Origin of the sequence: Dactylosporangium vinaceum (genome assembly GCF_019904175.1) — a bacterium.
In the GTDB taxonomy this organism is placed as follows: Bacteria; Actinomycetota; Actinomycetes; order Mycobacteriales; family Micromonosporaceae; genus Dactylosporangium; species Dactylosporangium vinaceum.
Genome location: NZ_CP061913.1, coordinates 8,984,771 through 9,010,753, shown reverse-complemented (window position 1 = coordinate 9,010,753; position 25,983 = coordinate 8,984,771). Strand labels below are relative to the sequence as shown.

General features: G+C 72.8%; 21 protein-coding genes and 4 pseudogenes. 14 read left to right on the top strand and 11 right to left on the bottom strand.

All coding sequences use genetic code 11. The annotated features are described in order from the left end of the window. Genes Dvina_RS40340 through Dvina_RS40325 form a run of 4 tightly spaced genes read left to right on the top strand, consistent with a single transcriptional unit; the run spans position 1 to position 3,572 of the window. Positions 1-738, top strand: coding sequence for an amidohydrolase family protein (locus Dvina_RS40340; protein WP_223095305.1), 738 nt, complete (start codon positions 1-3; stop codon positions 736-738). Then, a complete protein-coding gene (locus Dvina_RS40335; protein ID WP_223095303.1) occupies positions 738-1,991 on the top strand; it encodes an AMP-binding protein in 1,254 nt (417 codons plus the stop codon). The genes Dvina_RS40340 and Dvina_RS40335 overlap by 1 nt, the downstream gene beginning before the upstream one ends. After that, a complete protein-coding gene (locus tag Dvina_RS40330) occupies positions 1,972-2,958 on the top strand; it encodes an FAD-dependent monooxygenase (RefSeq protein WP_223095301.1) in 987 nt (328 codons plus the stop codon). The genes Dvina_RS40335 and Dvina_RS40330 overlap by 20 nt, the downstream gene beginning before the upstream one ends. Beyond that, a complete protein-coding gene (locus tag Dvina_RS40325) occupies positions 2,955-3,572 on the top strand; it encodes an isochorismatase family protein (RefSeq protein WP_223095299.1) in 618 nt (205 codons plus the stop codon). The genes Dvina_RS40330 and Dvina_RS40325 overlap by 4 nt, the downstream gene beginning before the upstream one ends. Before the next feature lie 134 nt (positions 3,573-3,706). Here Dvina_RS40325 and Dvina_RS40320 read toward each other — a convergent pair. Beyond that, a pseudogene (locus Dvina_RS40320) lies at positions 3,707-3,898 on the bottom strand (pyridoxamine 5'-phosphate oxidase family protein); the annotation flags it as partial. Beyond that, positions 3,899-4,506: pseudogene (locus Dvina_RS40315) on the bottom strand (IS701 family transposase); the annotation flags it as partial. It abuts the pseudogene before it with no gap. Positions 4,507-4,595: 89 nt separating this feature from the next. Here Dvina_RS40315 and Dvina_RS40310 point away from each other — a divergent pair. Beyond that, the gene (locus Dvina_RS40310; protein WP_223095297.1) at positions 4,596-5,342 is read left to right on the top strand and encodes an SDR family NAD(P)-dependent oxidoreductase; all 747 of its coding nucleotides are present in this window, start codon (positions 4,596-4,598) and stop codon (positions 5,340-5,342) included. A gap of 113 nt (positions 5,343-5,455) precedes the next feature. On the opposite strand, the gene Dvina_RS40305 is transcribed toward Dvina_RS40310, so the two are convergent. The 6 genes from Dvina_RS40305 to Dvina_RS40280 form a co-directional block, all read right to left on the bottom strand. Then, positions 5,456-5,947, bottom strand: a complete 492-nt coding sequence (locus tag Dvina_RS40305; RefSeq protein WP_223095295.1) for a hypothetical protein — start codon at positions 5,945-5,947, stop codon at positions 5,456-5,458. A 99-nt stretch (positions 5,948-6,046) separates the two neighbouring features. Beyond that, entirely contained in the window at positions 6,047-7,834 is a 1,788-nt protein-coding gene (locus Dvina_RS40300; protein WP_223095294.1) for an MSCRAMM family protein, read from the bottom strand. A gap of 114 nt (positions 7,835-7,948) precedes the next feature. Further along, positions 7,949-8,947, bottom strand: coding sequence for a hypothetical protein (locus tag Dvina_RS40295; RefSeq protein ID WP_223095292.1), 999 nt, complete (start codon positions 8,945-8,947; stop codon positions 7,949-7,951). Beyond that, on the bottom strand, positions 8,944-9,282 hold the full coding sequence (locus tag Dvina_RS40290; RefSeq protein ID WP_223095290.1) for a PadR family transcriptional regulator: 339 nt from the start codon (positions 9,280-9,282) through the stop codon (positions 8,944-8,946). Before Dvina_RS40290 ends, Dvina_RS40295 begins: the two co-directional genes overlap by 4 nt. Before the next feature lie 48 nt (positions 9,283-9,330). After that, positions 9,331-10,044 carry a class F sortase gene (locus Dvina_RS40285; RefSeq protein ID WP_223095288.1) on the bottom strand — a complete coding sequence of 238 codons (714 nt, stop codon included), beginning with the start codon at positions 10,042-10,044 and terminating at the stop codon, positions 9,331-9,333. Beyond that, positions 10,044-10,562, bottom strand: a complete 519-nt coding sequence (locus tag Dvina_RS40280; RefSeq protein ID WP_223095286.1) for a hypothetical protein — start codon at positions 10,560-10,562, stop codon at positions 10,044-10,046. Before Dvina_RS40280 ends, Dvina_RS40285 begins: the two co-directional genes overlap by 1 nt. A gap of 308 nt (positions 10,563-10,870) precedes the next feature. On the opposite strand from Dvina_RS40280, the gene Dvina_RS40275 reads away from it, so the two are divergent. From Dvina_RS40275 to Dvina_RS54805, 4 genes and pseudogenes are all read left to right on the top strand, one after another. After that, positions 10,871-14,611 carry a choice-of-anchor D domain-containing protein gene (locus Dvina_RS40275; protein WP_223095284.1) on the top strand — a complete coding sequence of 1,247 codons (3,741 nt, stop codon included), beginning with the start codon at positions 10,871-10,873 and terminating at the stop codon, positions 14,609-14,611. 32 nt (positions 14,612-14,643) lie between these two features. Continuing rightward, on the top strand, positions 14,644-15,825 hold the full coding sequence (locus tag Dvina_RS40270; RefSeq protein ID WP_223095282.1) for a PQQ-dependent sugar dehydrogenase: 1,182 nt from the start codon (positions 14,644-14,646) through the stop codon (positions 15,823-15,825). Positions 15,826-15,838: 13 nt separating this feature from the next. Then, positions 15,839-16,172: pseudogene (locus Dvina_RS40265) on the top strand (pyridoxamine 5'-phosphate oxidase family protein); the annotation flags it as partial. Continuing rightward, positions 16,161-16,694: pseudogene (locus Dvina_RS54805) on the top strand (IS701 family transposase); the annotation flags it as partial. The pseudogenes Dvina_RS40265 and Dvina_RS54805, both read left to right, overlap by 12 nt. 175 nt (positions 16,695-16,869) lie before the next feature. Here the strand turns inward: Dvina_RS54805 and Dvina_RS40260 are convergent. The 3 genes from Dvina_RS40260 to Dvina_RS40250 form a co-directional block, all read right to left on the bottom strand. Continuing rightward, positions 16,870-17,817: a carbohydrate ABC transporter permease gene (locus Dvina_RS40260; protein WP_246655625.1), complete on the bottom strand. Its 948-nt coding sequence runs from the start codon at positions 17,815-17,817 to the stop codon at positions 16,870-16,872. A 7-nt stretch (positions 17,818-17,824) separates the two neighbouring features. Next, positions 17,825-18,796, bottom strand: coding sequence for a carbohydrate ABC transporter permease (locus Dvina_RS40255; RefSeq protein ID WP_223095280.1), 972 nt, complete (start codon positions 18,794-18,796; stop codon positions 17,825-17,827). Positions 18,797-19,127: 331 nt separating this feature from the next. After that, positions 19,128-20,390, bottom strand: coding sequence for an ABC transporter substrate-binding protein (locus Dvina_RS40250; protein WP_223095278.1), 1,263 nt, complete (start codon positions 20,388-20,390; stop codon positions 19,128-19,130). A gap of 291 nt (positions 20,391-20,681) precedes the next feature. Here Dvina_RS40250 and Dvina_RS40245 point away from each other — a divergent pair, with 291 nt between their 5' ends. The 5 genes from Dvina_RS40245 (at position 20,682) to Dvina_RS40225 (ending at position 25,899) form a co-directional block, all read left to right on the top strand. Beyond that, positions 20,682-21,017: an STAS domain-containing protein gene (locus tag Dvina_RS40245; RefSeq protein ID WP_223095276.1), complete on the top strand. Its 336-nt coding sequence runs from the start codon at positions 20,682-20,684 to the stop codon at positions 21,015-21,017. Positions 21,018-21,246: 229 nt separating this feature from the next. Next, positions 21,247-21,678 carry a hypothetical protein gene (locus Dvina_RS40240; RefSeq protein ID WP_223095274.1) on the top strand — a complete coding sequence of 144 codons (432 nt, stop codon included), beginning with the start codon at positions 21,247-21,249 and terminating at the stop codon, positions 21,676-21,678. A gap of 91 nt (positions 21,679-21,769) precedes the next feature. Next, entirely contained in the window at positions 21,770-22,528 is a 759-nt protein-coding gene (locus Dvina_RS40235) for an ABC transporter ATP-binding protein (protein WP_223095273.1), read from the top strand. A 5-nt stretch (positions 22,529-22,533) separates the two neighbouring features. Continuing rightward, positions 22,534-24,825, top strand: a complete 2,292-nt coding sequence (locus Dvina_RS40230) for an ABC transporter permease (protein ID WP_223095271.1) — start codon at positions 22,534-22,536, stop codon at positions 24,823-24,825. Between the two features lie 63 nt (positions 24,826-24,888). After that, positions 24,889-25,899, top strand: a complete 1,011-nt coding sequence (locus Dvina_RS40225) for a cation diffusion facilitator family transporter (protein WP_223095269.1) — start codon at positions 24,889-24,891, stop codon at positions 25,897-25,899. Positions 25,900-25,983: the final 84 nt, after the last annotated feature.

Below are 25,983 nucleotides of genomic sequence, written 5' to 3'. Positions count from 1 at the left end.
ATGTTCGACTTCCACGCGCGCCTGACCCCCGGCCCGGGCGCGGCCGAAGCGCTGCTGGGCGCGCTCGACGAGGCCGGCGTCGAGCGGGCCGCGGTCTGCGCCGGCGGTGTCGTCGGGCTCGACCGGCTCTCGGTGCAGATCGTCGACGGCGGGCGCAGCAAGGCCCTGGCCGACAACGCGGGCGTCCTGCGGGCGTGCGAGGCGTCCGGCGGCCGGCTGGTCCCGTTCTTCTTCGCCGACCCCTACCGCGACGCCGCCGGCTACGCGCAGGCCGCGGACCGGTACCGCGGCCTGGAGATCTCCCCGGCCGTGCACGGCTTCCGGCTCGACGACCCGCGGGTCGACGCGCTCGTGCGCATCGCCGCCCGGCACCGCCACCCCGTGTACGTGGTGTGCCTCGGCCGGGCCGGCACCCGCACCGAGGACCTCGTCGTCCTCGCCGGCCGCCACCCGGACGTCACGTTCGTCAGCGGCCACTGCGGCCACACCGGCCTCGACGCGGCCGGCCTGAGCCTCGTCGCCCCGCTGCCGAACATCGCTGTCGAGCTCTCCGGCTGCTTCACCGCCGTGGCCCGCCTGGCCGTCAGAAGACTCGGTGCGCACCGGGTGCTGTTCGGCACCGAGCACCCGCTGCAGCACCCGACGGTCGAGGTCGCCAAGCTGCGCGCTCTCGGCCTGCCCCCGGACGAGCTGGCGCTCGTCGCCGCGGGCAACGCCAACCGGATTTTGGAGTGCTGATGGAACTGCCCCAGATCGGCGACTGGTCCTCCTTCGCGGAGCTTTCGCGACTGCAGCAGGCGCGGCTCCCGGCCGTCCTGGCCGCGGCCGAGCGCTCGCCGTTCTACCGCAAGCGCGGCGTCGTGGACCTCGCTGATCAGCCGCTGACCACCAAGCAGGACCTTCGCGAGGGGTACCCCTTCGGCCTCCTCGCCTGCGACCGCGCGGACCTGGCCACGTATCACGAGTCGAGCGGCAGCAGCGGCGAGCCGACGGCCTCGTACTACACCGAGTCCGACTGGCTCGACCTGGCCGAGCGCTTCGCCCGCAAGTGGACGGGCATCACGCCCGAGGACACGATGCTGGTCCGCACCCCCTACGCCCTGATGATCACCGGCCACCTCGCGCACCGCGCGGCCCGGCTCCGCGGCGCGACGGTCGTGCCGGCGGACAACCGTTCGCTGGCCACGCCGTACAGCCGCGTCGTGCGCCTCCTGCACGACCTCGGCGTCACGCTCACCTGGTCGCTGCCGACCGACGCGCTGCTGTGGGCGGCGGCCGCGCAGGTCGGCGGCTACCGGGACTTCCCCTCGCTGCGCGCGCTGTTCGTCGGCGGCGAGCCGGTCTCGCCGCCGAAAAAGGCGCGAATCGCGCGCCTGTGGGGCGCCCCCGTCGTGGAGGAGTACGGCGCCACCGAGACCGGCACCCTCGCGGGCGAGTGCGAGCACGGCACCATGCACCTGTGGGCCGACCGGGCCGTCTTCGAGGTGCAGGACCCGGCGACGGGGGAGCTGCGCCCGTCCGGCCGCGGGACGCTTGTCGTGACGCCGCTGTACCGCGAGGCGATGCCCCTGCTCCGCTACGCCATCGAGGACGAGGTGGAGGTCGCCTACCGGGACTGCCCGTGCGGCTGGCAGCTGCCGGCGGTGCGGGTGCTGGGCCGCGCCGGCGGTGACGGCCCGACCCAACTCGGCCTGGAGGAGCTCGTCTTCAGCCTGCCCGACGACTTCGGCGTCTGGTTCTGGCGCGCGCTGGTGGACGGCGACGCGCTCCGCGTGGAGATCGAGGTGGCCGACCGCTGGCGGGCCGCGGCCACGACCACGCTCACGGCCGCGCTGCGCACCGCGCTGCCGGGCTTCGCGCCGGTCGTGGTGCCGGTGCCGCCGGGCGGGCTGGTGCCGCACCGGCTGCTCACCGCACCGGCCGAGGTCATGAAGCCCCGGGGCCTGTTCCGCGCCGGCGAGGACTGGGACCGTGCCCTCCGGTACTACTGAGTCGCTCGTCGTCGCGGGCGCCGGCATCGGCGGTCTCACAGCCGCCGTCGCCCTGGCCGCGCACGGGGTCCCGTGCTCGGTGGTGGAGCGCTCGCCCGCGCCTGCCGCGTCCGGCTACGGCATCCAGCTCCCGCCCAACGCCACCCGGATCCTGCACGACCTCGGGGTGTCGCTGGACGCCGTCTCGCTCCGGCCGGAGGCCCGCGAGATCCGCCGATGGTCGGACGGCGCCCTGATCGGCCGGGTTCCGCTCGGCTCCGCGGTGGTGGAGCGCTACGGGGCGCCGTACCTGACGCTGCGCCGGGCCGATCTGCTGCGGGTGCTGCTCGACGCGGCCGGCCCGGTCCGCTTCGGACGGTCGTGGGCCGGTGAGTGTCCGGTGATCGGCGCCGACGGCCTGCACTCGGCGGTGCGGGGCCTGATGGCACCCGACGCGCCGGAGCCGATCGGCTTCACCGCCTACCGGGCCGTGCTGCCGCCCGTCACCGGCTTCCCGCCCGTGGTGACGGTGTGGCTCGGGCCGGGTGCGCACGTGGTCGCCTACCCCGTGCCCGGCGGCCTCAACCTGGTGCTCGTCGGGCGCCCGTCGCTCGACGGCTGGCACGCGCCGGTGCGGGACCTGGTCCGGGCGGCCGGGCCGCTGCGCGGGTTCCCGCTGTTCACCCGGCCGCCGCTGCCGGCGTGGCACAGCGACGGGTCGGTCGTCATCGGCGACGCCGCCCATCCGATGCCGCCGTTCCTGGCGCAGGGGGCGGCGCAGGCGATCGAGGACGCGTTCGCCCTGCCGTCGTATCTGCACGACCTCGCCGCCTTCGAGGCCCTTCGCCGCCCGCGCACGGACCGGGTGGCCGGGGCGAGCGCGGCGGGCGGGGTGGAGTACCACCTCCCGGACGGTCCGCGCCAGCGCCGACGGGACGAACACATCGCCGCCGCATCACTCTCCGGACAGGACTGGTTGTTCACATGATGCCGCCCGCTATCGCCTACCCGATCCCCGCCCCGCCCCGCGAGGGCCCGGCCCCCTGGAAGCCCGACCCGACCCGCTGCGCCCTGCTGATCCACGACATGCAGCACTACTTCGTGGACCGCTTCGATCGCACCACCTCCCCGGGCCGCGCGCTGTTCGAGAACGTCACAGCCCTGCGCGAAGCGTGCCTGCGGCAGCAGATCCCGATCGTGTACTCCGCGCAGCCCGGCCGGATGACCAGAGCCGACCGCGGCCTGCTCCAGGACTTCTGGGGCGAGGGCATGACCGACGACCCGGGGAGCCGCGGCCTGGTGTTCCCGTCCGACGGGGCGCAGGTGGTGACGAAGTGGCGGTACAGCGCCTTCTTCCGCACCCCACTGGCCACGAGGCTGCGCTCCCTGAACCGCAGCCAACTCCTCATCTGCGGCGTCTTCGCCCACCTGGGCTGCCTCCTGAGCGCCGCCGACGCCTACGCCCACGACATCGAGCCCTTCCTGATCGCCGACGCGGTAGCCGACTTCACCGCCGCCGACCACGCCATGGCCCTGCACTATGCCGCCAAAGCCTGCGCCGCCACCCCCACCACCGCCGACGTCCTCGCCCACCTCACCTGACACCGCGGACCGGCTGAGCGTTGCGCCCCGGGCCGGATCGCCCGGCCAACCCGTCTCTCGACCCGACCGTCGCCGGCGACCGGTTCGAGCGCCCGGCGCCGGACGCCCGTGAGCGCTGCCGGGCCCCTGGCCGGTCAGGTGCGGTGCCAGAATTGGCGAGGGTTGTAGCCGTCGCGGCGCAGCCAGTGTTCGGTGTAGACGATGCGGTCGGGCACTACGACGACGAGCGGGTCCTGGGGCGGGTCCGCCAGGGGGCGGCCGCGTTCGGCGTGCTCGTTCTCCCAGCGGAAGGCCTCCCAGTAGTGGGGGCGGTCCGGGTCGCCGGGGTAGACCTCGTCGGCGGCGACCCACCCGAACGGCACCCCGGCATCGACCGCCCGTTGCAGCATCGTGATGGCCATCCGCGGCTTCGTCGCGAACCCGACCTCGTCGGGAATCCCGGCCTGCCGGCAGCGAGCCCGGTCCCCATCCACGACTCGGGCAGATACAGGTCCCGGTCGATCAGGGCATGACCGGCCGCGGCGACGTAGGCCATGAACACCCCGATCTGGCAGTTCTCAGTCCGTCCCGCCGTCCCGGAGTACTGCCGCTGCACCCCGGCCGACCGGCGGCCCTTCTTCAAAAACCCGGTGTCATCGATGACCAGCACCGCGTCCGGATCGGCCAGGTGTCCCACCACGAGGTCACGCACGTCATCACGGACTCCGTCGACGTCGAACTCCGCCCGGCGCAGCAACCGCTGCATCCCGTCCGGGCTCACCTCACCGGCATGTTCAGCAATCGTCCACCCGTTGCGCCGATCCAACCCAGCGGCCAGCCCGCACATATACCGCGCAGCCCGCGACCGCGGCTCGACACGACCGAACCGCGGCCCGATCCGCACACAAAACCGATCAAGCTCAGCCAGCCACTGATCGACCACACCCACAACCATCCAACGCTAACCAGCAGAAACGACACTACCCAAGTGCCGTTGCAGTATTAGCCGCAGCGACGGTGGCGATCCCCGCTATGTTGGGGCGCATGATGCTGGAGGGCCGGACCGCGGTGGTCTATGGGGGCGGCGGCAACGTCGGCGGCGCGATGGCCAGGGCGTTCGCCCGCCACGGGGCCACCGTGCACCTGGCCGGGCGCACCCGGGAGACGCTGCGGGCGGTGGCCGACGACATCGCGGCGGCCGGCGGCACCGCCTACGCCGACGTCGTCGACGCCCTCGACGAGCGGGCCGTCGACGCGCACACGGCCGCGGTCATGGAGCGCTCCGGGCGCCTCGACGTGTCGGTGAACGTGATAGGCGACGGGGACGTCCAGGGCACCCCGATGGCCGAGATGGCCGTCGCCGACTACCTGCGCCCGATCGTCACCTCGGTCACCGCGAAGTTCATCACCGCCCGGGCCGCGGCCCGCGTCATGGTCGCGCAGGGCAGCGGCCTGATCCTGTACTTCGGCGGCTCCTTCGACTGGTCGGTGGCCCGCCGGTTCAGCGTGGGCGGCATGGGCGTCACCTTCGACGCCGTCGAGTCGATGCGCAAGCAGCTCGCCGCCGAGCTGGGCCGCCGCGGCGTCCGCGTCGTCACCCTGCGCACCAGCGGCCTGCCCGAGACCATCCCGGCCGACTTCGAGGGCCGCGACGAGCTCGTCAGGACGCTCGCCGAGCAGACGCTCACCGGCCGCCTGGCGACCCTGGCCGAGGTCGGCGAGCTTGCCGCGTTCGCCGCCTCCGACCGGGCCCGCCTCCTGACCGGCACCGAGCTCGACCTGAGCGGCTGACCGGCGCGTCCCCGGCTGACGCCGAGACCGGGCCGTCGATGACCCGGTCCAGCCGCTGGTGGAGCATCGCCGGCGGCTGCACCGGATCCGGCGGGGGGCCGTAGCGGCGGTGGTCAGGCGACGTACTCCTGCGCCCAGACGGTGCCGCCCCGCCAGGCGGTGCCGTCCGAGACGTAGGCGTAGGCGCGGGTCGCGTACCAGCCGACGCCGCACGACGCCTTGCCGCCGTAGTTGTAGACCTGGGACGGGCCGTACGGGCCCCACTGGTTCACGCCGGTGTAGCCGTAGAGCCAGTCCGTGTTGCGGCACAGGTACCAGGCCGAGCCGTTCCACTTGAGCACGTCGAGCCGGACCGCCGCGTAGCTGTTGACCAGGCCGGCGCCGCAGCCCGCGCCCCGGGCGTAGACGTTGGCGTAGGCCAGGTTGCCGGAGAACGTCGCGCCCACGTGGTCGATGCCGGCGTCACCCTGCCCGCACAGGTTGCCGCTGTTGTACACGGTCGAGCCGTTGGTCCAGGTCCACGCGCTCGCCGGCGACGCACCGGCCAACGCGAGCCCGGTGCTGGTGGCCACCATCGCGGCCACCAGCACCAGGATCCGTCGCATGCTGGACATTGTTCCTCCCTCGTCGAGCCTGTGGAGCGGTCGCCCACACCTGACAGATCCGGAGGGAGGAGCCGTGATCTGTCGGCTACTCGTCAGCCGTTACGGCAGCGCGATGGTGATGCCGGACTGGGTGGCGCCGGCGGTGGTGCGCAGCACTGCCGGGTACTGCACCGTGGCGCCGTTGTACGAGTAGTACAGCTTGACGTCCTGCGTGTTGACGCCCTTGATGGTGAACGTGCCGTCCGGGTTCACGTACGGCGAGGCGGCCGCGTAGTCCCCGGTCGTCGCGTCGACCACGGTGATGGTCGTGCACCTGATGCAGGCGTCGGCCGGGCCGGTGACCTGGCCGGTGATGATGCCGGCGGCCGGGGCGGTCACGTCCAGCGTCTTCGTCTGCCCCGCGACGATCTTCACCGAGGTGGCCTGGGCCCGGTTGACCGCGCCGCCCGACCAGACCCACGCGTGCCCGCCGCTGAAGTCCGGGAACGCCAGCTTCCACTGGTACGGCCCGAGGTTGCGGATGGTGTACGCGCTGCTCTGGTACGTGCAGTCGGACTGGCTGTTGGAGCCGTAGTTGAACCCGGGCGCGGTGGCGGTGGCGCAGATGCTGCCGGAGAACGCCGCGCCGGTGGTCGCGTCCTTGACCGTGCCGGTCACCGAGCCGGCGCCGTCGAGCTTGATCGTCACCTGGGCCTGCTCGCCCGGGTTGAGGTTGTAGACCTTTGCCTTGTCCGGGTCGCCGGTGCCGAGCCCGTTGCGGCCGACCCACTGGGCGCCGTGCACGCCGTCGTACGGCGCGGCGAAGAGCCGGAACTTCTCGTGCGGGAACAGGTTCGGCATGTCGATCGAGGTGCCGCACTGGTTGCTGTACCCGACGTCGTTGCGGACCGGGTCGGTCATCGAGAAGCAGGCGCTGACCGCAGCACCGGTCGCGCTGTCCACGAAGTCGACGTGCAGCTTCGAGGTCTTGTCCAGCTTCACGGTGGTGGTCGTGGTGTGGCCGGCGGTGACCGCCACGGGGCCGAAGAGCCCGTTGACGTAGGTGTTGGTCTGGTCGTAGCCGCCGCCGGAGTAGTCGCCGACCGGGACGTCCGTCAGCGTGGCCACCCCGTTGGCGTCGGTGCACGTCGTCGGGAACTGGAACGGGGCCGTCTGGACGTACCAACAGTAGTTGGCGATCGGCGCCTTCGTCGTCCGGTCCAGCGCCTTGATCTTGAGCGTGCCCACCGGCGGGCGCACGGCGTTGACAGTGGTCGTGGCGTCGGGCGCGACGGTGATCGGCGTCGCGTGCCACTCGTCGGTGTTGTCGTACCAGACCACCTGCCCGCTGGGGTAGGTGAACCTCGCCGTGTAGGTGCCGGTCTGCAGGTGGTCGAAGTGGTAGTTGCCCTGGGCGTCGGTGGCCGTGTAGCCGGCCGAGTTGCTGCCGCGCCGCAGCTCGACGGCGACGTTCGCGAGTCCCGCGCCGCCGGCCTTGCCGGTCACCTTGCCCGCGATGGCCCCGTATTGGATCGGCATGAGCGCGACGCTGACAGTGCCCGGCACCGTGATCAGGTCGGCCGAGTAGCGGTCGGGCTTGCCGTTGAGCCACTGCTCGATGTAGTCACCGCGCTGGATCTGCACGATGTACTGCCCCGCGGCCGCGTCCGGGAACGCGAAGTGTCCGGCCTGATCCGCATTGGTGAACGCCCAGTGCGACCCGTCCGGGAACTGGATCACCACCCCGGCCCCGGCCACCGGCGCACCCGTGAGCGCGTCGGTCACGGTGCCGTCGAACCCGCTGCCGGCCGCAAAGGCGCCGGTAGCCGGCACCACCCCGCCGAGCATCCCGATGAGCGCCGCGACCGCCAGGACCCCGAACGAGCGCAGCCTCGAGCGAACCTTCATCCCTCCCCCGTTCTGCCACCCCGTGGGGGTGGCCGACAGCCGCTTGTGCGGCGGGGCTGAAGGTATCAACCGTGATCGAGTTCTGATGACCCGTTTTCGGGAACCTGCAAATACTCACAACTCCTCCCGCACTCCTGCACACCCACCGGCCCCGGGCGGCGGCCGGTGGTGGGACCGGGCGGCCAGGGCCAATGCCAGGAGCAGCAGGGCCGGGCCCACCGTGGCGACCGCGGCCGCCGCGGCCGCCATCGACGGCCAGGTCGGCACGAGCGGCCAGGTGTCCAGGAGCGGCCGGCCGGGCGCGCCGTCGAGCAGCCCGCCGAGCCGGTTCAGTGCGAGCATGCCGATCGGCGTGAGCAGGATCAGCAGTGTCCAGACGCCGCGGGAGTCGGGCCGGACGACGGCCAGGGCGAGCGCGAGCAGCACCGCGGTGATCAGGAGCGTCACGCCGACGACCGGCAGGACGGTCTCGGCGGGCTCGTAGTAGTTGCCGAAGACGCCCTCGGGCGGCGCGGCGGCCACGGTGACCGGCGCGGTCACCAGCGCGGCGGCCAGCGGCAGCAGCCGGGTCCGGCGGCCGGGCCGGACATCGGCGCCGAGCGCGACGAGGCCGAGGACGCACTGGGGCACCAGGACGGTCAGCGGCGCGCCCGGCCGCCCGGTCAGCAGTGCGGCCGGCTGGAGGGCCGCGGTGACGAGCAGGGCGGCGACGGCCGAGCGGCGCCACCAGCGGCCGGGCGCGGCGGCGTACGCGGCGGCGGTCAGCAGCCAGGCCACCCACGCCGCCGGGGCGAGGGACACGGAGGGCCGCGGGCCGTGCAGTGCCAGCATCTCGAAGGCCGCCCACCCGCTCCCGAACGCGGCCGCGGTCGTCAGCGCGATAAGCCCGGCGAGGCGCAGACCGGGGCCGAACCCGGGCACGGCCCGCAGGTGCCGGCGCAGCCCACCGGCCGCCAGGTCGGCGATGTCGGCCGCGGTGGGGTGCCGACGGCCGGGCGGAGCCAGGGCCAGGTAGGTGTCGACCAGCTCCGCGCCGCGTCGGTGCCGGTCGGGGGCCGGATACAGCAGCGCCACCCAGCGCGCGTAGCGCCGGGCCAGATCCGGGCGGCTCACGCGAGGCCCGGGCCCAGCCGGGCGGCCCGCAGCCGGGTGGTCGCCGCCTTGACGTTGCGGCGCATGCGTTCGGTCTCGGCGGTCAGGATCTCGCCGCCCGGCTCCGTGAGCCGGTAGTAGCGGCGCAGCCGGCCGTCGACGGTCTCCTCGCGGTCGACGGCCACCAGGCCGGCGTCCACGAGCCGGTCGAGCGCGCCGTAGAGGGTGCCGGGCCGCAGCGCGATGCGCCCGTCGGACAGCTGGGCCACCTCGGCGATCAGGCCGTAGCCGTGCATCGGCTCACCGGCGAGGGCGGTGAGGATCAGGAACGTGGGTTCACGCAGCGGGGTCTCCACCCCGGCAATATATCGGCTGCGAAGGTATCGGGGAACCCGCTGCGGCGCTCAGCCCGCCGGCGGCTGGAGGCGGGCGTAGACGAGCGTGTTGCCCTTGTACGTGTGGCGGAGGTGGTCGAAGGTCCCGCCGCACGTCACCAGGCGCAGGGCGGGGTAGTCCACGGGGCCGTAGACGTCCTCGGTGGGGAAGTCGCTCTTCGGCACCTCCACCACCCGCTCCACCACGAAGACCGCCACGCTGCCGTCGGCGCGGCGGACCGAGATCGGGTCGCCCGGCCGGAGCTCGCGCAGGCGGTAGAAGACCGCGGGGCCGTCGTGGGCGGTGTCGACGTGGCCCAGGACGACAGCGGGTCCGACCTCACCGGGAGTGCGCAGGTTGCGGTACCAGCCGGCGGGGGCGTCGGCCGCCACCGGCGGGACCTCCACGGTGCCGTCCGGGTTGAGGCCGAGCGACATGAGGGGCGTGTCCACGCCGATGGCCGGGATCGCCAGCCGGACCGGGGTCGAGGCGCCCAGGCCGCGCGTCACCTTCGGCCCCGGGGCGGCGGAGCTGGCGATCGGCACGGGTGAGCCCGGCGGCGCGTAGGAGGGCGCGAGCGCGGCCGGGCGCTCCGGCGGTGGCGGTGCGGGCGAGGCGCCGATGACGAGCAGGGTCAGGCCGCCCGCGGCCAGCAGCGCGGTCAGGCCGTCGACGACCAGCCGGCGGGGCCGGGGCGCCCGCGGCAGGGGCAGCCGCGGCAGGGGCAGGCGCGGCCGGACCATCAGCGGCGGGCCGTGGCCGGGCGCATCCGGAAGACCACAAGCGCCGCCGCGGTCAGCAGCAGCACGATGCCGCCGCCGGCCAGGAGCGGGCTGCGCATGCCCAGGCCGTCGCCGCCGCCGGTGTGCGGGGCGCCGCTCGGGGTCACGCCGGCGCCCGCGCCGCCCTCACCGACGCCCGCGGTGCCGTCGTCCGAGCCTGCCGCGGCCGAAGCGGCGGCCGAGGCGGACCGGGCGGCGGCGGCCGAGCGGGATGCGTCGGCGGCGGCCGCGGCCGCGCGGGATGCATCAGCCGAACGGGATGCATCAGCCGAGCGGGAAGCGGCGGCCGAGCGGCTGGCCGAGGCCGAGACGGACGCCGACACCGAGGCCGAGACGGCCGGGGCGGCGCTGTCGGAGCCCGAGCCGTTGTACTGGCAGTACGCCAGCAGTGCCAGCAGCATCACGATGAGCGCGGCCCCGCCGGCGGCGACCGCGGTGCGGTTGTCGCGTACTCCGGGGCGCCTGGCCGGACTGGTCATCGCTCCGTCCCCTTCCGGTGAAGGCCGTGCTCTGTTCGAGTGTCATACCCATCCGGCACATACGGGTAACGATCTGTAACCCGCACGGACGGTGGACTGTCACAACGCGAGTCCGGCGGCTTTTGCAGCCATGCTTGCAAATATTTCTGGCATTCGTTGGCATCTTGCGCACAGATGTCGATGGCGTTACGGTGCTGATCCAATCGACCCCTGCGGATCAGCCCCTGGCGCCACCCCCACCCCTCCCTGGAGCCGTCATGGCAAAGCTCCTACAAGCCGCGAATACCCCGTCGGGCGAAAAATCCGATATGTCGCGCAGCACCGGCGCCCGGCACACCGCCGCCGCGAACCGCCCGGCCGACGGCGCCGCCCCGCCGTTGCGCGCCGGCGCCCGGCCCGCCGGCCTCGCGCGCCGCCGCCTGGTCACCGCCCTCCTCTCGCCGCTGCTGGCCATCGGCGCCGTCACGCTTGTCGCCGGGCCGGCGGGTGCGGACGTCACGACCGCGTCCGTCGACAACCTGCGCACCGGCTGGGATGCCAATGAGCCCGCGCTCGGGCCGTCGGCGGTCTCCGCGGCCGACTTCGGGCAGCTCTTCGCCACCGACCTCAACGGGCAGGTCTACGCCCAGCCGATCGTCGCGGGCGGCACGCTCATCGCCGCGACCGAGAACAACTGGATCTACGGGCTCAACCCGCAGACCGGGGCGATCGTCTGGTCACGCAGTGTCGGACCGGCCTGGCCGGCGTCGGCCATCGGCTGCGGGGACCTGGTGCCGAACATCGGGATCACCAGCACGCCCGTGTACGACCCGGCGACCCAGTCGGTGTTCTTCACGGCGAAGGTCAACGACGGCGCGGACGCCAACCATCCGCACTTCTACATGCACTCCATCAACCCGGCGACCGGGGCCGAGCGCTCCGGCTGGCCGGTGACGATCCAGGGGACGCCGACGAACGACCCGTCCAATACGTTCAACCCGAAGACCGCCGCGCAGCGGCCGGGCCTGCTGCTGCTCGACGGCGTCGTGTACGCGGGGTTCGCGAGCCACTGTGACTACGGGCCGTACGTCGGGTACGTCGCCGGCGTCAGGACGACCACGCCCGCCATGTCGACGCTGTGGTCCACCGAGGCCGGCCGCTCGACAGGCATGGGCGGCATCTGGCAGTCCGGGGGCGGCCTGGTCTCCGACGGCTCCGGCCGGATCATCGTGGCCACCGGCAACGGCGTGTCACCGGCGCCCGGCCCGGGGACCAGCCCGCCCGGCACCCTCGCCGAGTCCGTGATCCGCCTGCAGGTCAACGGCGACGGCTCGCTCGCCGCCCGCGACTTCTTCAGCCCGGCCAACAACGGCAAGCTCGACCAGGACGACACCGACTTCGGCTCCGGCGGCCCGGTCGCCCTCCCCGCCGCCTTCGGCACCGCCGCCCACCCGCACCTGCTCGTCCAGACCGGGAAAGACGGCCGGGTGTACCTGCTCGACCGCGACAATCTGGGCGGGATGGCCCAGGGGCCGGGGGGCACCGACGCCTCCCTCGTCCCGCCGGCCGGGCCCTACAGCGGCGTCTGGGGCCACCCCGCGGTGTGGGGCGGCGACGGCGGCTACGTGTACCAGGTCGAGAACCAGGGCTTCCTGCGCGCCTTCAAGTACGGCGTCAACGGCTCCGGCCTGCCCACCCTGACCGCCGCCGCGACGAGTCCGGCGACCTTCGGGTACACCTCCGGATCGCCGATCGTCACCTCCTCCGGCACGACCTCGGGCTCGGCGATCGTCTGGGCCGTCTACAGCGACGGCTCCACCGGCGCCAACGGGCAGCTGCGGGCCTACGACGCCCTGCCGGCAGGCGGACAGCTGCATCTTCGGTACTCGGCCCCGATCGGCACGGCCGCGAAGTTCGCGGTGCCCGCGAGCGACAACGGCCGGGTGTACGTCGGCAACCGCGACGGGCGGATCCTCGGCTTCGGCCGCCCGACGACCGCCGCGCTGAGCGCACCGCCGACCGACTTCGGCAGCGTCGCCGTCGGCAGCACCGCGAGCGCGACGGTCACCGTCACCGCGACCAGGGCCGTGCGGATCACCGCGGTCACCGCGGCCGCGCCGTTCGCCACCACGCCGCCCGCGCTGCCGGTGAGCCTGAGCGCGGGCCAGACCCTGGCCGTCCCGGTCCGGTTCACGCCGTCGGCGACCGGCGGCGCGACCGGCAGCCTGACGTTCACCACCGACGCGGGCACCGTCGCGCTCGACCTGCACGGCACCGGCACCCGGCCCGGCCTCGGCGCCACCCCGGCGTCGCTGTCGTTCGGCACCGTCCCGACGGGGGCGGCGAAGACCCTCGGCATCAGCATCACCAACACGGGCACGAGCGCTGTCACCGTCACCGGCTCGACACCGCCCGCGGCGCCGTTCACCGTCACCGGGATGCCCGCCAACGGCACGACGATCGCGGCCGGCGCGTCGGTCGCCGTGTCCGTGCAGTACGCCCCGACCGCGGCCGGCACCCAGTCCGGCTCGCTCACGGTCACCAGCTCGGCCGGGCCGGTGACGGTGCCGCTCAGCGGTACGGCCGTCGTCGGGGCCGCCCACCTCACCATCACGCCGAATCCGGTCGCGTTCGGGTCCGTGACGGTCGGTACCACCGCGACCCAGACCTTCGACATCGCCAACACGGGCAACATCACGCTGACGTTGACGAAGGCGGCGCCGCCGGTCGGTGCGTTCAACACGGCGACCCCCGTCTCCGAGGGCCAGCAGCTGTCGCCCGGTGACGTCATCCACCAGACCGTCACGTTCTCCCCGACCGCCCAGGGCGCCCAGTCGGCGGTGTACTCCATCACCGGCGACGACGGTCAGGGGGCGGTCGCGGTGCAGCTCACGGGCACCGGCGTACCCCCGGTCAGCTCCACCGACCTGGCCGCCGGCCGCCCCGTGACCGCCCAGTCCACCCAGGGCGGCTACCCGGCCGCGAACGTGACCGACACCGACGCGAACTCCTACTGGGAGAGCGCCAACAACGCGTTCCCGCAGTGGATCCAGGTCGACCTGGGCGCGGCGGCGAGCGTCGGCAAGGTAACGCTGCGCCTCCCGCCCCAGGCCGCCTGGGCCGCCCGCCGGGAGACCCTGACCGTACTGTCGAGTGTGGACGGTGCGCAGTGGAGCACCGCGGCCGGGGCCGCCGACTACCTGTTCGACCCGGCCACCGGCAACACGGCGAGCGCCTCCTTCGCCACGGTCACGGCCCGCTATGTGCGGCTGAGCATCACCGGCAACACCGGCTGGCCGGCCGGGCAGCTGTCCTCCTTCGAGGTGTACGGCACCGGCGGCGGGACGGCCACGCTGGCGCTGAGCCCCACGTCGGTGCACTTCGCCGACACGGCCGTCAACACGAACAGCGACTGGCAGACGGTCACTGTCACCAACACCGGCAGCGCACCGGCCACTGTCCAGTCCGTCACGGCGACCGGTGACTTCACCGTCACCACGACCTGCGGCACCACCATCGCCGCGGGCGCCAACTGCACGGCCACCGTCACGTTCCACCCCAGCGCGGCCGGGAGCCGCACGGGGACGCTCAGCGTTCGCAGTACCGCCGCCAACGCCGAGGTGACATCGGCCCTCTCCGGGACCGGCGTGGCGGTCACCGCCACCAACCTGGCGCTGCGTAAACCGGTGACGCAGTCGTCGAACACGCAGAACTACGGGGCCGGCAACGCGGTGGACGGCAGCGCCGACACCTACTGGGAGAGCGCGAACAACGCGTTCCCGCAGTGGATCCAGGTCGACCTGGGCGCGACGACCGCGGTGAGCCGGGTGGTCCTGCGCCTGCCGCCCGCCACCGCGTGGGCGGCCCGCACCGAGACCGTCACCGTCACCGACTTCACCTCCGGAGCCACCCTCGTCGCGAGCCGCGCCTGCGCCTTCGACCCCGCCACCGGCAACACCGTCACGCTGACGTTCCCCGCGGCCGGGGTGCGCAACCTGCGGATCACCGTCACCGGCAACACCGGATGGCCCGCGGGGCAGCTGTCGGAGCTGGAGGTGTACTCCTCGTGACGTGAGGCCGGCTCACCCCGGTTCGGTGCACGATGGCCTGCGTGCGCCGAACCGGGATTGCGCTGCTGACGATGTGCCTGCTGGCCGGGTGTTCACCGGCCCGGGCGGCGGGCCGCGACCGGCCCGTCGCCGACCCGACCGACTTCCGCCACGCCCCGGCCGACCCCTCGGGCCGCGCCGACGGCCTGGTGGGCGTGGCGACGATCGCACGGCACCTGGACATTCCGTGGGGCCTCGCGTTCCTGCCCGACGGCAGCGCGCTGGTGACCGAGCGCCGGACGCGGCGGATCGTGCGCGTGGCGCCCACCGGCACCGTCTCGCCGCTGACGCGCATCACCGAGGCCACCGCCGACAACGAGGGAGGACTCCTCGGGATCGCGGTCTCCCCGCAGTACAAGGTGAACAAGACGGTCTTCGTCTTCTACACGACGTCGATCGACAACCGGATCGCGCGGCTGCGCCTGGACGGCCACTCCCGCCCCCAGCCCATCGTCACGGGCATCCCCAAGGGCGGCATCCACGACGGCGGCCGCCTGGCCTTCGGGCCCGACGGCTACCTGTACGCGACGACCGGCGACGCCTCCCACACGGAGGAGGCGCAGCGCCTGGACAGCCTGGGCGGCAAGATCCTGCGGATGACGCCGGACGGCAAGCCGGCCCGCGGCAACCCGTTCCCGCACTCGCTCGTGTGGTCCTACGGCCACCGCAATCCGGAGGGCCTGGCCTGGGACGCCAACGGCACGCTGTATTCGGCGGAGATCGGCGAAGCGGTGTGGGACGAACTGAACATCATCCGCCCCGGCGCCGACTACGGCTGGCCGGCGGTCGAGGGCATCGGCGGCAACCCGCGCTACGTGGACCCGGTCGTCGCCTGGCACCCGGAGGTCGGCGTGAGCGCCGGCGTGGCCGTGGTCGGCTCGACAGCGGTCGTGACCTGCCTGCGCGGCCAGCGCATCTACCTCGTGCCGCTGGGGCGGACCCCCGCACCGGCCGCCTCCCCCACCACCTCGTCCGCCACCCCCGTCCAGTGGCGCACCGGCGTGGGCGTGGCCGCACGGCCGATGGAGGCGCTGACCGAGCGGTACGGCCGCCTGCGAGCCGCGGTGACCGCCCCGGACGGCAGCGTCTGGATCACCACCTCGAACCGCGACGGCCGCAACGACAAGGGCCCGGCCCCGGACGACGACCGCGTGCTGCGCCTGACCCTGCGCTGACTTCGGGTCGGGCATGGCGCTGACCAACCCCTGGCTGACCGGCCCGGCCCCGCAGCAACCCCTGGACCGCGGCCGCCTCGAGGAGCGCATCCTCAACCTGCTGTCCTCGCAGAACATGTGCGTCCTGGCGACGACCGGCCCCGACGGTCCCCTGGCGAACCCCCGTGCGCTACTACCCGCAGGGCCTCGCCGTCTGCTTCACCGCCGCTCTCCGCTCCCCGAAGATGCGCAACATCGCCACCGACCCCCGCGTCTCCATCGGCGTCTTCGCCCCACTGGTAAGCCTGGCCAGCAGCCGCGGCGCCCAACTCTTCGGCCGCGCCCGCATCCTGAACGGCCAGGTGCCGTATCTGCGGCTGTGGCTGGAAGACCAGCAGATCGCCTATGTCCTGGCGACCCGCTGCGATGACACAGCACCCGGCCGGGACTGGCGCGAGGTTGTGTGCGTGGCAGATCTCGCCACGCTCCCGGCGGCAAAGTGGAAACGGATCAGCTGCGGCCCGGGCGCGCACGGGCAGCGGTTCTACGACTGGGCCCGCCTCGACGTGCGACCCGAATGGTCGTACGGGTTCGGGCACTGGGTCCTGGCCCGCCGTTCGATCAGCGACCCCACCGACATCGCCTACTACCACTGCTACGCCCCGGCCCGCACCACCCTCACCCGCCTCGCGCAGATCGCCGGGCACCGCTGGCCGGTCGCGGAATGCTTCCAACAAGCCAAGAACCAAGCCGGCCTGGATCAGCACCAAGTCCGGGACTGGCGCGCCTGGTACGCCCACATCACCCTGTCCATGGCCACCCACGCCCTGCTCACCGCCGCCGGAACCCTCGCCGCACAAGCAAACCCAACCCCGCAACAGACATGCTGATCGCGCTGACCGTACCCGAGGTACGACGCCTGCTCCTGGCATTCACCCTGACGCGCCGCACCAACCCCGACCACGTCCTGGCCTGGTCCTACCACCGCCGACACCGCCAATGGCAAGCCCGCGTCAGCCACTACCACCGACGCGGACAAACCCCACCCGAAGTGCCGTTGCAGTACTAACGCTCCTGCAGGGTGCCGGCCAGCAGGCCGCGCATGAAGAAGCGGCCCAGGAGCACGTAGATGGCCAGGGTCGGCAGGCTCACCAGCAGGGCGCCGGCCATGGCCTGGCCGAAGGGGACCGACTGGCCGCCGGCCACGTTGTTCAGGGCGATGGTGACCGGCCAGGAGTCGCGGTTGGTCATCATCGCGCCGAACATGAAGTCGTTCCAGGTCGACGTGAACTGCCAGATGACGGCGACCGCGAAGGCCGGCTTCGCCAGCGGTACCGCCAGATCCACCCAGGTCCGCAGGACCCCCGCGCCGTCCAGGCGGGCCGACTCCAGCAGGGCGTCGGGCAGCGAGACGAAGTGGTTGCGGAAGATCAGGGTCGTGATCGGCAGGCCGTAGATGATGTGGATCAGCATCAGGCCGAGCAGGCCGCCTGTCGCGTCGCCGGAGCCGCGCAGGCCGAGGCCGGTCATGGTCTGCGAGACCGGGATGATCACGGCCTGGTAGGGCACGAAGATGCCGAACAGGATCAGCGGGAACACCACGTTCGACAGCGGGAAGCGAAACTTCGACAGCACGAACCCGTTGGCGCAGCCGAGCAGGGCCGAGATGAGGCTGGCCGGGATCGACAGGGCCAGCGAGTTGCGGAAGCCGGAGGAGAGCTTCGGCAGCACCGCGCCGAAGTTGTCGAACGAGAGGCTCGTCGGCAGCTCCCAGATCCGGGTGACCGAGACGTCGGCCGGGTTCTTGAAGCTTGTCACGATCAGCACGTAGACGGGCATGAGGAAGAACGCGGCAAGCGCCCACAGGATGATGTACCGCAGCGTCGTGCGCACCGGCCCCGGGCGCTGCCAGCGCGGCATCTCCCGCTCGGGCGTCTCGCCGGGCTGGGGCAGCCGGGTGGGCCGGGCGGCCTGGGGGATGACGGCGGTGGCGCGCACCATCGGACGACTCATGGGCCGGTTACCGCCGTTCCGAGCGCAGGCTGTACCAGACGTAGGGGCCGACCACCAGGGCCACCCCGAGGAGCAGGACCGTGGCGATCGTGGCGCCGCGGTCGTAGAAGCCGCCGTCGAACGTGGTGAACCACATGTACAGCGACGGCGTGTCGATGCGCAGGTTGCCCTGGTCGAGCGCGTAGAGCAGGTCGAACGTCTTCAGCGAGATGTGAATCATGATCAACAGGGCGCTGAACGTGACCGGGCGCAGGGCCGGGCGCACGACGTGCCAGAAGACCTGGGTCTCGCTCGCCCCGTCCATGCGGGCCGACTCGCGCAGGGTCTCGTTGACGCCGCGCATACCCGCCAGGAAGAGCGCCATGACGTACCCCGACAGCGCCCACCCCGCCGGCAGCGCCACGGCCGCGATGGCCCAGACCGAGTCGGACTTGTGCCAGTCGCTGCGCAGGAACCCGAGCCCGAGGTCGGCGAGCAGCTTGTTGAGCCCGGCCGTGTCCCCGCCGGCGCCGTTGTCCAGCAGCCAGCGCCAGACGATCGCGGTGGCGATGAACGAGATGGCCATCGGGAACAGGAACACGCCGCGCAGGAAGCCCTCGCCGCGCACGCCCCGGTCGAGCAGCATCGCCATCAGGAACCCGAGCAGCAGCGCGCCCGTCACGAACACGAACGTGAAGATGACCAGGTTGCGCATGTCGGCCCGGAACCGCTCGTCGCGCAGCAGCCCGAAGTAGTTGTCCAGGCCGACGAAGTGGTACTTCGGGGACAGCCCGCGCCAGTTCGTGAACGAGACGCGCACGTTCCAGCCCAGGAATCCGTAGACGAACACGCCGATGAGGATCAGCGAGGGGGAGACCAGCACCAGGCCCGGCAGCCAGCGGGGCCCGCGCTGCTTGCGGGGGCGGCGCTGCTTCGGCCGGAAATCGGGCCGATCCGGCTCGGAGGAGTGCCGAGCCCGGTGCACAACCTGCTGGCTCATGCCGCCACCTCCGCAAGCTCCGGTGTCGGCCTGAGCCCCGGGCTGTAACACTGATGAGCGGCCACTCCGCTGCGCTCCGTACCGCTCATGCCGCCACCTCCGCAAGCTCCGGTGACGGCCTGAGCCCCGGGCTGTAACACTGATGAGCGGCCACTCCGCTGCGCTCCGTACCGCTCATGCCGCCACCTCCGCAAGCTCCGGTGACGGCCTGAGCCCCGGGCTGTAACACTGATGAGCGGCCACTCCGCTGCGCTCCGTACCGCTCACGCAACTACCTCCGGTGACAGGGCCGGACGCTGCGCCCATTGACGGAGCGAAGCGGAGGGGCCGTTCATTGCGTCTCCCGGTACTGCGCGTCGGCGGTCCGGGCGAACTTGCCCTGGTCGCCGTCCTGCACGAACAGGCCCAGCGCCGAGTCGATCTCCGCGTTGTACGCGTTGTTCGCCACCACGCCGTGCGCGAGGGACCCGACGATCCGGGTCTTCGGGTCGCGCCACTGCTGCAGCGCCCAGGCCAGGTAGTCCTTGTAGAGGCCCGCGTCGGCGTCGGTGCGCGCCGGGATCGAGCCCTTCAGCGGGTTGAACAGGTTCTGCCCGTCGGTCGAGCCGCACTCGATGAGCCACTGCTTGGCCAGGTCGGGCCGGCGGGCGCCAGTGGGCAGCGTGAACGTGTCGGACAGGAAGTCGTACACGCCGTCGCTGCCGGGTGAGGCGGCCGCACTGTAGCCGGTCGGCCAGCGCAGGTTCTTGGTCTGCTCGAGGTACGACGAGGTCCAGTCGCCCATCACCGCGTACACGGCGGAGCCCGACACCACCCGGTCGAGCTGCGGCTGCCAGTCCCCGGCCGCGGACTTCACGTCGGACACGGCGAGCACCTTCGCGTACATGTCCAGGGCGCGCGAGACGTCCGGCGAGAGCCAGCTGATCTGCCCCTCCCAGAGCTTCTCGTACTTGTCCGCGCCGAGCTCGCCGAGCAGCACCGTCTCCAGGAGGTGCTTCTGCGTCCACTCCGGGCCGACCGCGAGCGCCACCTTGCCCTTGGCCTTGATCTGCTCGGCCTGCTGCAGGAACTCGGACCAGGTCTTCGGCGGCCCGGAGAGCCCCAGGTCCTGGAGCGTCTTGGGCAGGTACCACAGCAGATTGGCCCTGTGGATGTTGACCGGCACCGCGTAGATCTTGTCGTCGATCGTGAGGTTGTCGATGAGCCCCTTGGGGAAGACCTTCATCCAGCCCTGCCGGCGGTACAGGTCGGTGAGGTCCTGGACCTTGCCCGAGCGCACGTCGTCGAGCAGTTCGAGCCCGGCGTGGCGCTGGTAGGAGTCCGGCGGGTCGTTGGCCAGCAGGCGGCTGGCCAGGATCGCCTTGGCGTTGGAGCCGGCACCGCCGGACACGGCCGCGTTGACGAACCGCACGCCCGGATTCGTGCCCTCGAAGGACTTGGCCATCGCGGCCAGGCCCTCCTCCTCACCGGGTCCGGTCCACCACGAGTACACCTCGAGCTGGTCGTTGCTCGCGCCCCGTACCGCGAACATCGACAGCCCGCAGATCAGTGAGACCACGACAATGGCCAGGATCGCGAACCGACCCTTCCACACGCCAAACCCCTCCTGCGATCCTCGACGACCGTGGGGACGGTATGCGCGTCTGTAGTGCTTGTTGATGGAACCTTGAGCTGCTACCCAGCGTCGATCGGTCACTTACCGGCGCCGAACGGGGGACCTTTTATCACGGCGTGATGGAAATGTGGCCGACCGTGAGGTCTGACGATTACCGCCGCAGGTCAGACGCCCGGTATGGGAGCGCTACCAGATTGGTTGTTCACAGGGCTGTGCCGGTTCGTTAATGTGGCGGCGGGTGCATCAGATACCGACACCTCGGAGGCGGGCGTGCCGCACGAGAGTTCAACGGTCAGCAGTTCCCCAATCGTCAGTTCCCCGGTCAGCCTGCGGCACGACCCCAGCAGCCCCGTCGCCATCCGATTCCAGGGCGAGATCGACGCCTCCTGGGCCCCCGCCGCCCAGCACAGCCTCGTCGCCGCGCTCCTGGACCACCGCCCCGACCCGATAGTCATCGACCTGCGCGGGGCGACCCGCCTCGATCCGCGCGTGGTCGGCGCCATCCTGGCCACCATCGACGCCGCCGACGACCTCGGCGTGCCGGTCGAGGTGCTCCTGGGCGCCGCCGACCCCACCGGCGGGCTGCTGGCGGCCACCGGCCCGTGAGCCGCGCGGCCCGCCCGTCACGCTTTCGTGGGCCTGCGGCGTCTGCGCCCACGGGTCGCCGGTGGTACCCATCGTGAAATCTTCAGTGCCGGCGAAGAAGCCGGCGAGATCGAATGTCACCGACGGCTGCGGGTCGCCCGGCCCGCGCGACCACAGCTCGCCGTACGACTCGGACCCGAGGTCCTCCCACGGCGTTACGGATGCACGGATATCTGCTAACAATGTCGACATGAATCGACTCGGGTGGGCGGCGGTCACGGCCGCGGCGGTGGTGCTGGTGTGTGGCGGTGGACCGTTCGCCGTGGGCTTCCCGCAGCGCTCGTCGTTCCTGGCCGACCAGGAGCAGCAGGCGTGCGCGCTGTTCGCCCAGTCGTCGCCGTACGGTCAGGTCAGCAGCTGCATCGACCTCGGCCGCCGCACACCGCCGCTCGCCGGGCCGGGCCACGTGTTCCTCCTGGTCGAGACCGTGCAGGGGCCGGCCGTGGTGCGGCTGGACTACAAGGGGACCGACAAGCAGAAGTTCACCGCGACGGCGGTCGAGGTCCCCACGTTCGAGTCGCCGGGCATCTCGCACGAGACGAGCGAGCGGCTCAAGACCGGCATGGACTCGCGCGGCGGCATCAAGTCGGCCCCGTGGACCGTGTACCCCGTACCGGGCTGATCCGCAGGCCCTCGCAGTAGGGCTACCCCTACCCCAAGGACGCCCGCCGGCGGGCGTGCTAGGGGGTTGACGCACGCGGTTTCATCAATGCATGACCGAAGCACGGGGCGCGGCCGAGGACGTCGTGTCGCTCGAAGGAGTACAGAAGCGGTTCGGCAGCGTCGTCGCGCTGGACTCGGTGACGCTGGGGTTCGCGCGGGGCACGTTCACGGCCGTGATGGGGCCGTCCGGGTCCGGCAAGTCCACGCTGCTGCAGACGGCCGCCGGGCTCGAGCGGCCCACCGCCGGCACGGTCCGGGTCGGCGACACCGACCTGGGCACGCTGAGCGAGACCGGGCTGACGCTGCTGCGCCGGGAGCGCATCGGCTTCGTGTTCCAGTCCTTCAACCTGCTCTCGTCGCTGACCGCCGAGCAGAACGTGGCCCTGCCGCTGCGGCTGGCCGGGCGCAAGCCGTCGCGCAAGGACGTGCGGGCCGTGCTGCAGACCGTCGGGCTGGCCGACCGGGCCCGGCACCGCCCGGCCGAGCTCTCCGGCGGCCAGCAGCAGCGGGTCGCGATCGCCCGGGCCATCATCACCAAGCCCGACGTGCTCTTCGCCGACGAGCCGACCGGCGCCCTGGACTCGCGGACCGGCCGGGAGGTCCTGGCCCTGCTGCGGTCCATGGTGGACACCCAGGGGCAGACGGTCGTGATGGTCACCCACGACCCGTTCGCCGCCTCGCACGCCGACCGCGTGGTGTTCCTGGGCGACGGCCGCCTGGTCGCCGAGATGAAGGCGCCGACCGCGCAGGCGGTGGCCGAGCGGATGACCGCCCTGGAGACCGCGTTCGAGACCGCTGCGGAGGCGTGACGGCCATGTTCGGTATCGCGCTGCAGACGGCAAGGGCCCGCTGGACCTCGTTCGCGGGTGTCTTCATCGCCGTCGCGCTCGGCGTCACCCTGCTGACCACCACCGGCCTCACGCTCGCCTCGAGCGTCGGCGGCGACCGCAAGCCGGTCTGGTACGACACTGCCGACGTCGTGGTGGCCGGCCCCAACACCATCACGGTGCAGGTCGAGCCGGGCACCGAGGACGAGCACTCCGACACCACCGCCACCCCGCGCTCCCAGCCGCTGCCGGCCGGCCTGGCGGCCGGGCTGCCCGGCGCGATCGTCGACCGCTGGCTGCCCGGCGGCGCCCACCCCTGGTCCGCGGCCGCGCTGCACGGCATCCCGGCCGACTCGGGCCCGCCGAGCGATTCCCAGGTCGTCGTCTCCGGCGGCGCGCACCGGCCCGGCGAGCGGTTCGCCCTCATGGGCCGGGAGTTCACGGTGTCCCGTACCGTCGGCGGCCCCGAGGCCGTCTACCTCACCGACCACGCCGCCGAGGAGCTGTCCAAGGGCCGCATCGACGCCATCGCGGTCCGCGGCATGACGGCCGAGCAGGTGCGGGCCGCGGTCGGCGCGGGGCCGCGCGTGCTCACCGGCGACAAGCGGGCCGAGGCCGAGGTCCAGGGCGACGCCGACCTGCTCGCCGTGGCCGCTTCGATCATGGGCACCACGGCCGGCGTCGCCGCGTTCGTGGCCGTGTTCGTCGTCGCCGGGACGTTCGCGTTCGCCGTGCAGCAGCGGCGGCGGGAGCTGGCGCTGCTGCGGGCGGCCGGGGCCACGCCGCGCCAGGTCCGCCGGCTGGTGCTCGGCGAGGCGGTCGTCGTCGGCTCCATCGCCGGGGTCGTCGGCTGCGCCGCCGGCCTGTGGGCGGCGCCCGCGTTCGCGCACTCCATGGCCGACAACGGCTTCGCACCACCCGGGTTCACGGCCGGGTTCGTGTGGTGGCCGCTGCTTGCCGCGTTCGGCACCGGGCTGCTCGTCGCGCTCGCCGGTGCGGCGGTCGCGGCGCGGCGGGCCGGGCGGGTCCGCCCCATCGAGGCCCTGCGCGACGCGGCCGTCGAGACGCGGGTCATGACCGCCGGGCGCTGGGTGTTCGGCCTGGCGTTCCTGGGCGGCACCGCGGCCATGCTGATCTGGGTCCCCGTCCGCGGACCCGAAGGCATCGCGCTGGTACTGCTCGACGCGCTCCTGGCGATCACGGCGGTGGCGATGTTCGCGCCCCTGCTGGCCCCCGGGGCCGCCTGGCTGGCCGGCCGCCTGCTCCCGGGAGTGACGGCGGCCCTGGCCCGCGACGGCGCCCGCACGGCCGTGCGCCGCACCGCCTCGACCGTCGCCCCGATCTTCATCACCGTCGGCATCGCCGCGTCCACGCTCACCGTCACCGCCACGATCTGGCGGGCCCAGACCGACGCGGCCGCCGCCCGGCTCACCGCCACCGGTGTCGTCGTCGATCCGGTGGGCGTGCCCGACGAGGGAGTACCGGTGGCCAACGGCCTGGTGTACGTCAACGCCGACGAGACCCCCGAGCAGTTCAACGCGGTCTTCTCCGGCCCCGGCCTCGGCCGGGTGATGCGGCTCGACGCCGAGCCGGCCGAGGGCACAGTCGTCGTCGGCAGCGGCCTGGCCGGGGCGATGCACTGGCAGGCCGGCAGCACCGCCGACTTCTGGCTCAGCGACTCGACACCGGTGCACCTGCGCGTCGCCGGCGTGCTCGACCCGTCGGTCGACCTCGACGACTCGCTGCTGCTGCCGTGGTCGCTCGGCCCCGGCTACCCGGACGCCGTCCTGCTCACCGGCCCGGCCCCGGAGGCGGCGGGCACAGTGCTGACGCCGGCCGGATACTTCGCCGGCCAGGAGTCGGGCCAGCGCCGCATGAACGACCTGTCGCTGCTCACGGTGCTGGGGATGGCGCTGCTCTACACGACGATCGCCATCGCCAATACGCTTGTCATGGCCACCGCGGACCGCTCGCGCGACCTCGCCGTGCTGCGCCTGGCCGGCACCACGCCCCGCCAGGTGCTCGGCATGATCGGCCTGGAGGCGCTGCTGGCCACCGCGGCCGGGCTGATCCTGGCCGCGGTCGTGACCGGCCTGATGCTGCTCACGATGGTGCCCAACCTGCGCACCTACGGCTCGTCGGTGACGCCGGCGGTGCCGTGGGACCAGGTGCTCGGCATCGCGGGGGTGTGCGCGGTGGTCGCGCTCGTCGCCGCGCTGATCCCGGCCGCGCTGGCCCTGCGCACGCCGGCCGCCCGGATGGCCGCGATCCGCGAGTGACGGGCCCGGGTGTAGTAACATATGCGTGAGTACGCATAAGTCGGGCGGCGGGAAGGTCGCGACATGGGCGACGGTCACGGGCACGACCACGGGCACGACGACCACGGGCACGCGGGGCACGGTGTGTCGGCCGACGCCGACCGCCGCTGGCTCACGCTCGCCCTGGGCCTGATCGGCGTGTTCATGGCCGGCGAGGTCGTCGTCGGCCTGATCGCCAGGTCCCTCGCGCTGCTCTCCGACGCCGCCCACATGCTGACCGACGCCGGGGCCATCGCGCTCGCGCTGGTGGCCATGCGGCTGGCCGCCCGGCCGCCGAAGGGCGGGTACACGTTCGGGCTGAAGCGGGCCGAGATCCTCTCCGCCCAGGCCAACGGGCTCACGATGATCCTGCTCGGGGTCTGGCTCACGGTCGAGGCGGTCCGGCGGCTCATCGACCCGCCCGCGGTGGCCGGCGGCCTGGTCCTGGCCACGGCGCTGGCCGGGATCGCGGTCAACCTGGCCGCGGCCTGGGCGATGTCCAGGGCCAACCGGGCCAGCCTCAACGTCGAGGGAGCGTTCCAGCACGTCGTCAACGACCTGTTCGCGTTCATCGCCGCGGCCCTCGCCGGCCTCGTCATCCTGCTGACCGGCTTCAGCCGGGCCGACCCCATCGCCACGCTTGTCGTGGTGGCGCTGATGTTCAAGGCGGGGTACGGGCTGATCCGGGCCTCCGGGCGGATCTTCCTGGAGGCGGCCCCCACCGGCATCGACCCGCCGGCGCTCGGGGCCCAGCTGGCCGGGGTGCCGGACGTGGTCGAGGTGCACGACCTGCACGTCTGGGAGATCACCTCGGGCGAGCCGGCCCTGTCCGCCCACGTGCTCGTCGCCGAGGGCCGCGACTGCCACGCCGTTCGCGCGGGCATCCAGGATCTGCTGCGGCGGGACTACCGCATCACGCACAGCACCCTGCAGGTGGACCACGCCGACGCGCTTGCCGCGCCGGACCATCCCGACGGCGCCGACCCGCACTGCGAGGACCCGCACGGCGTCTCGTACCGCGCCTCGGCAGCGGGAGCACCGCCGGCGCCCCGGTGACGGGCCGGCCGGCGGTGGGCTGCGTCGGCCTCCCGGAATCCGGCAGAACAGTAAAGGAGCGCCGTAAGCGGCCGATTTGGCTCC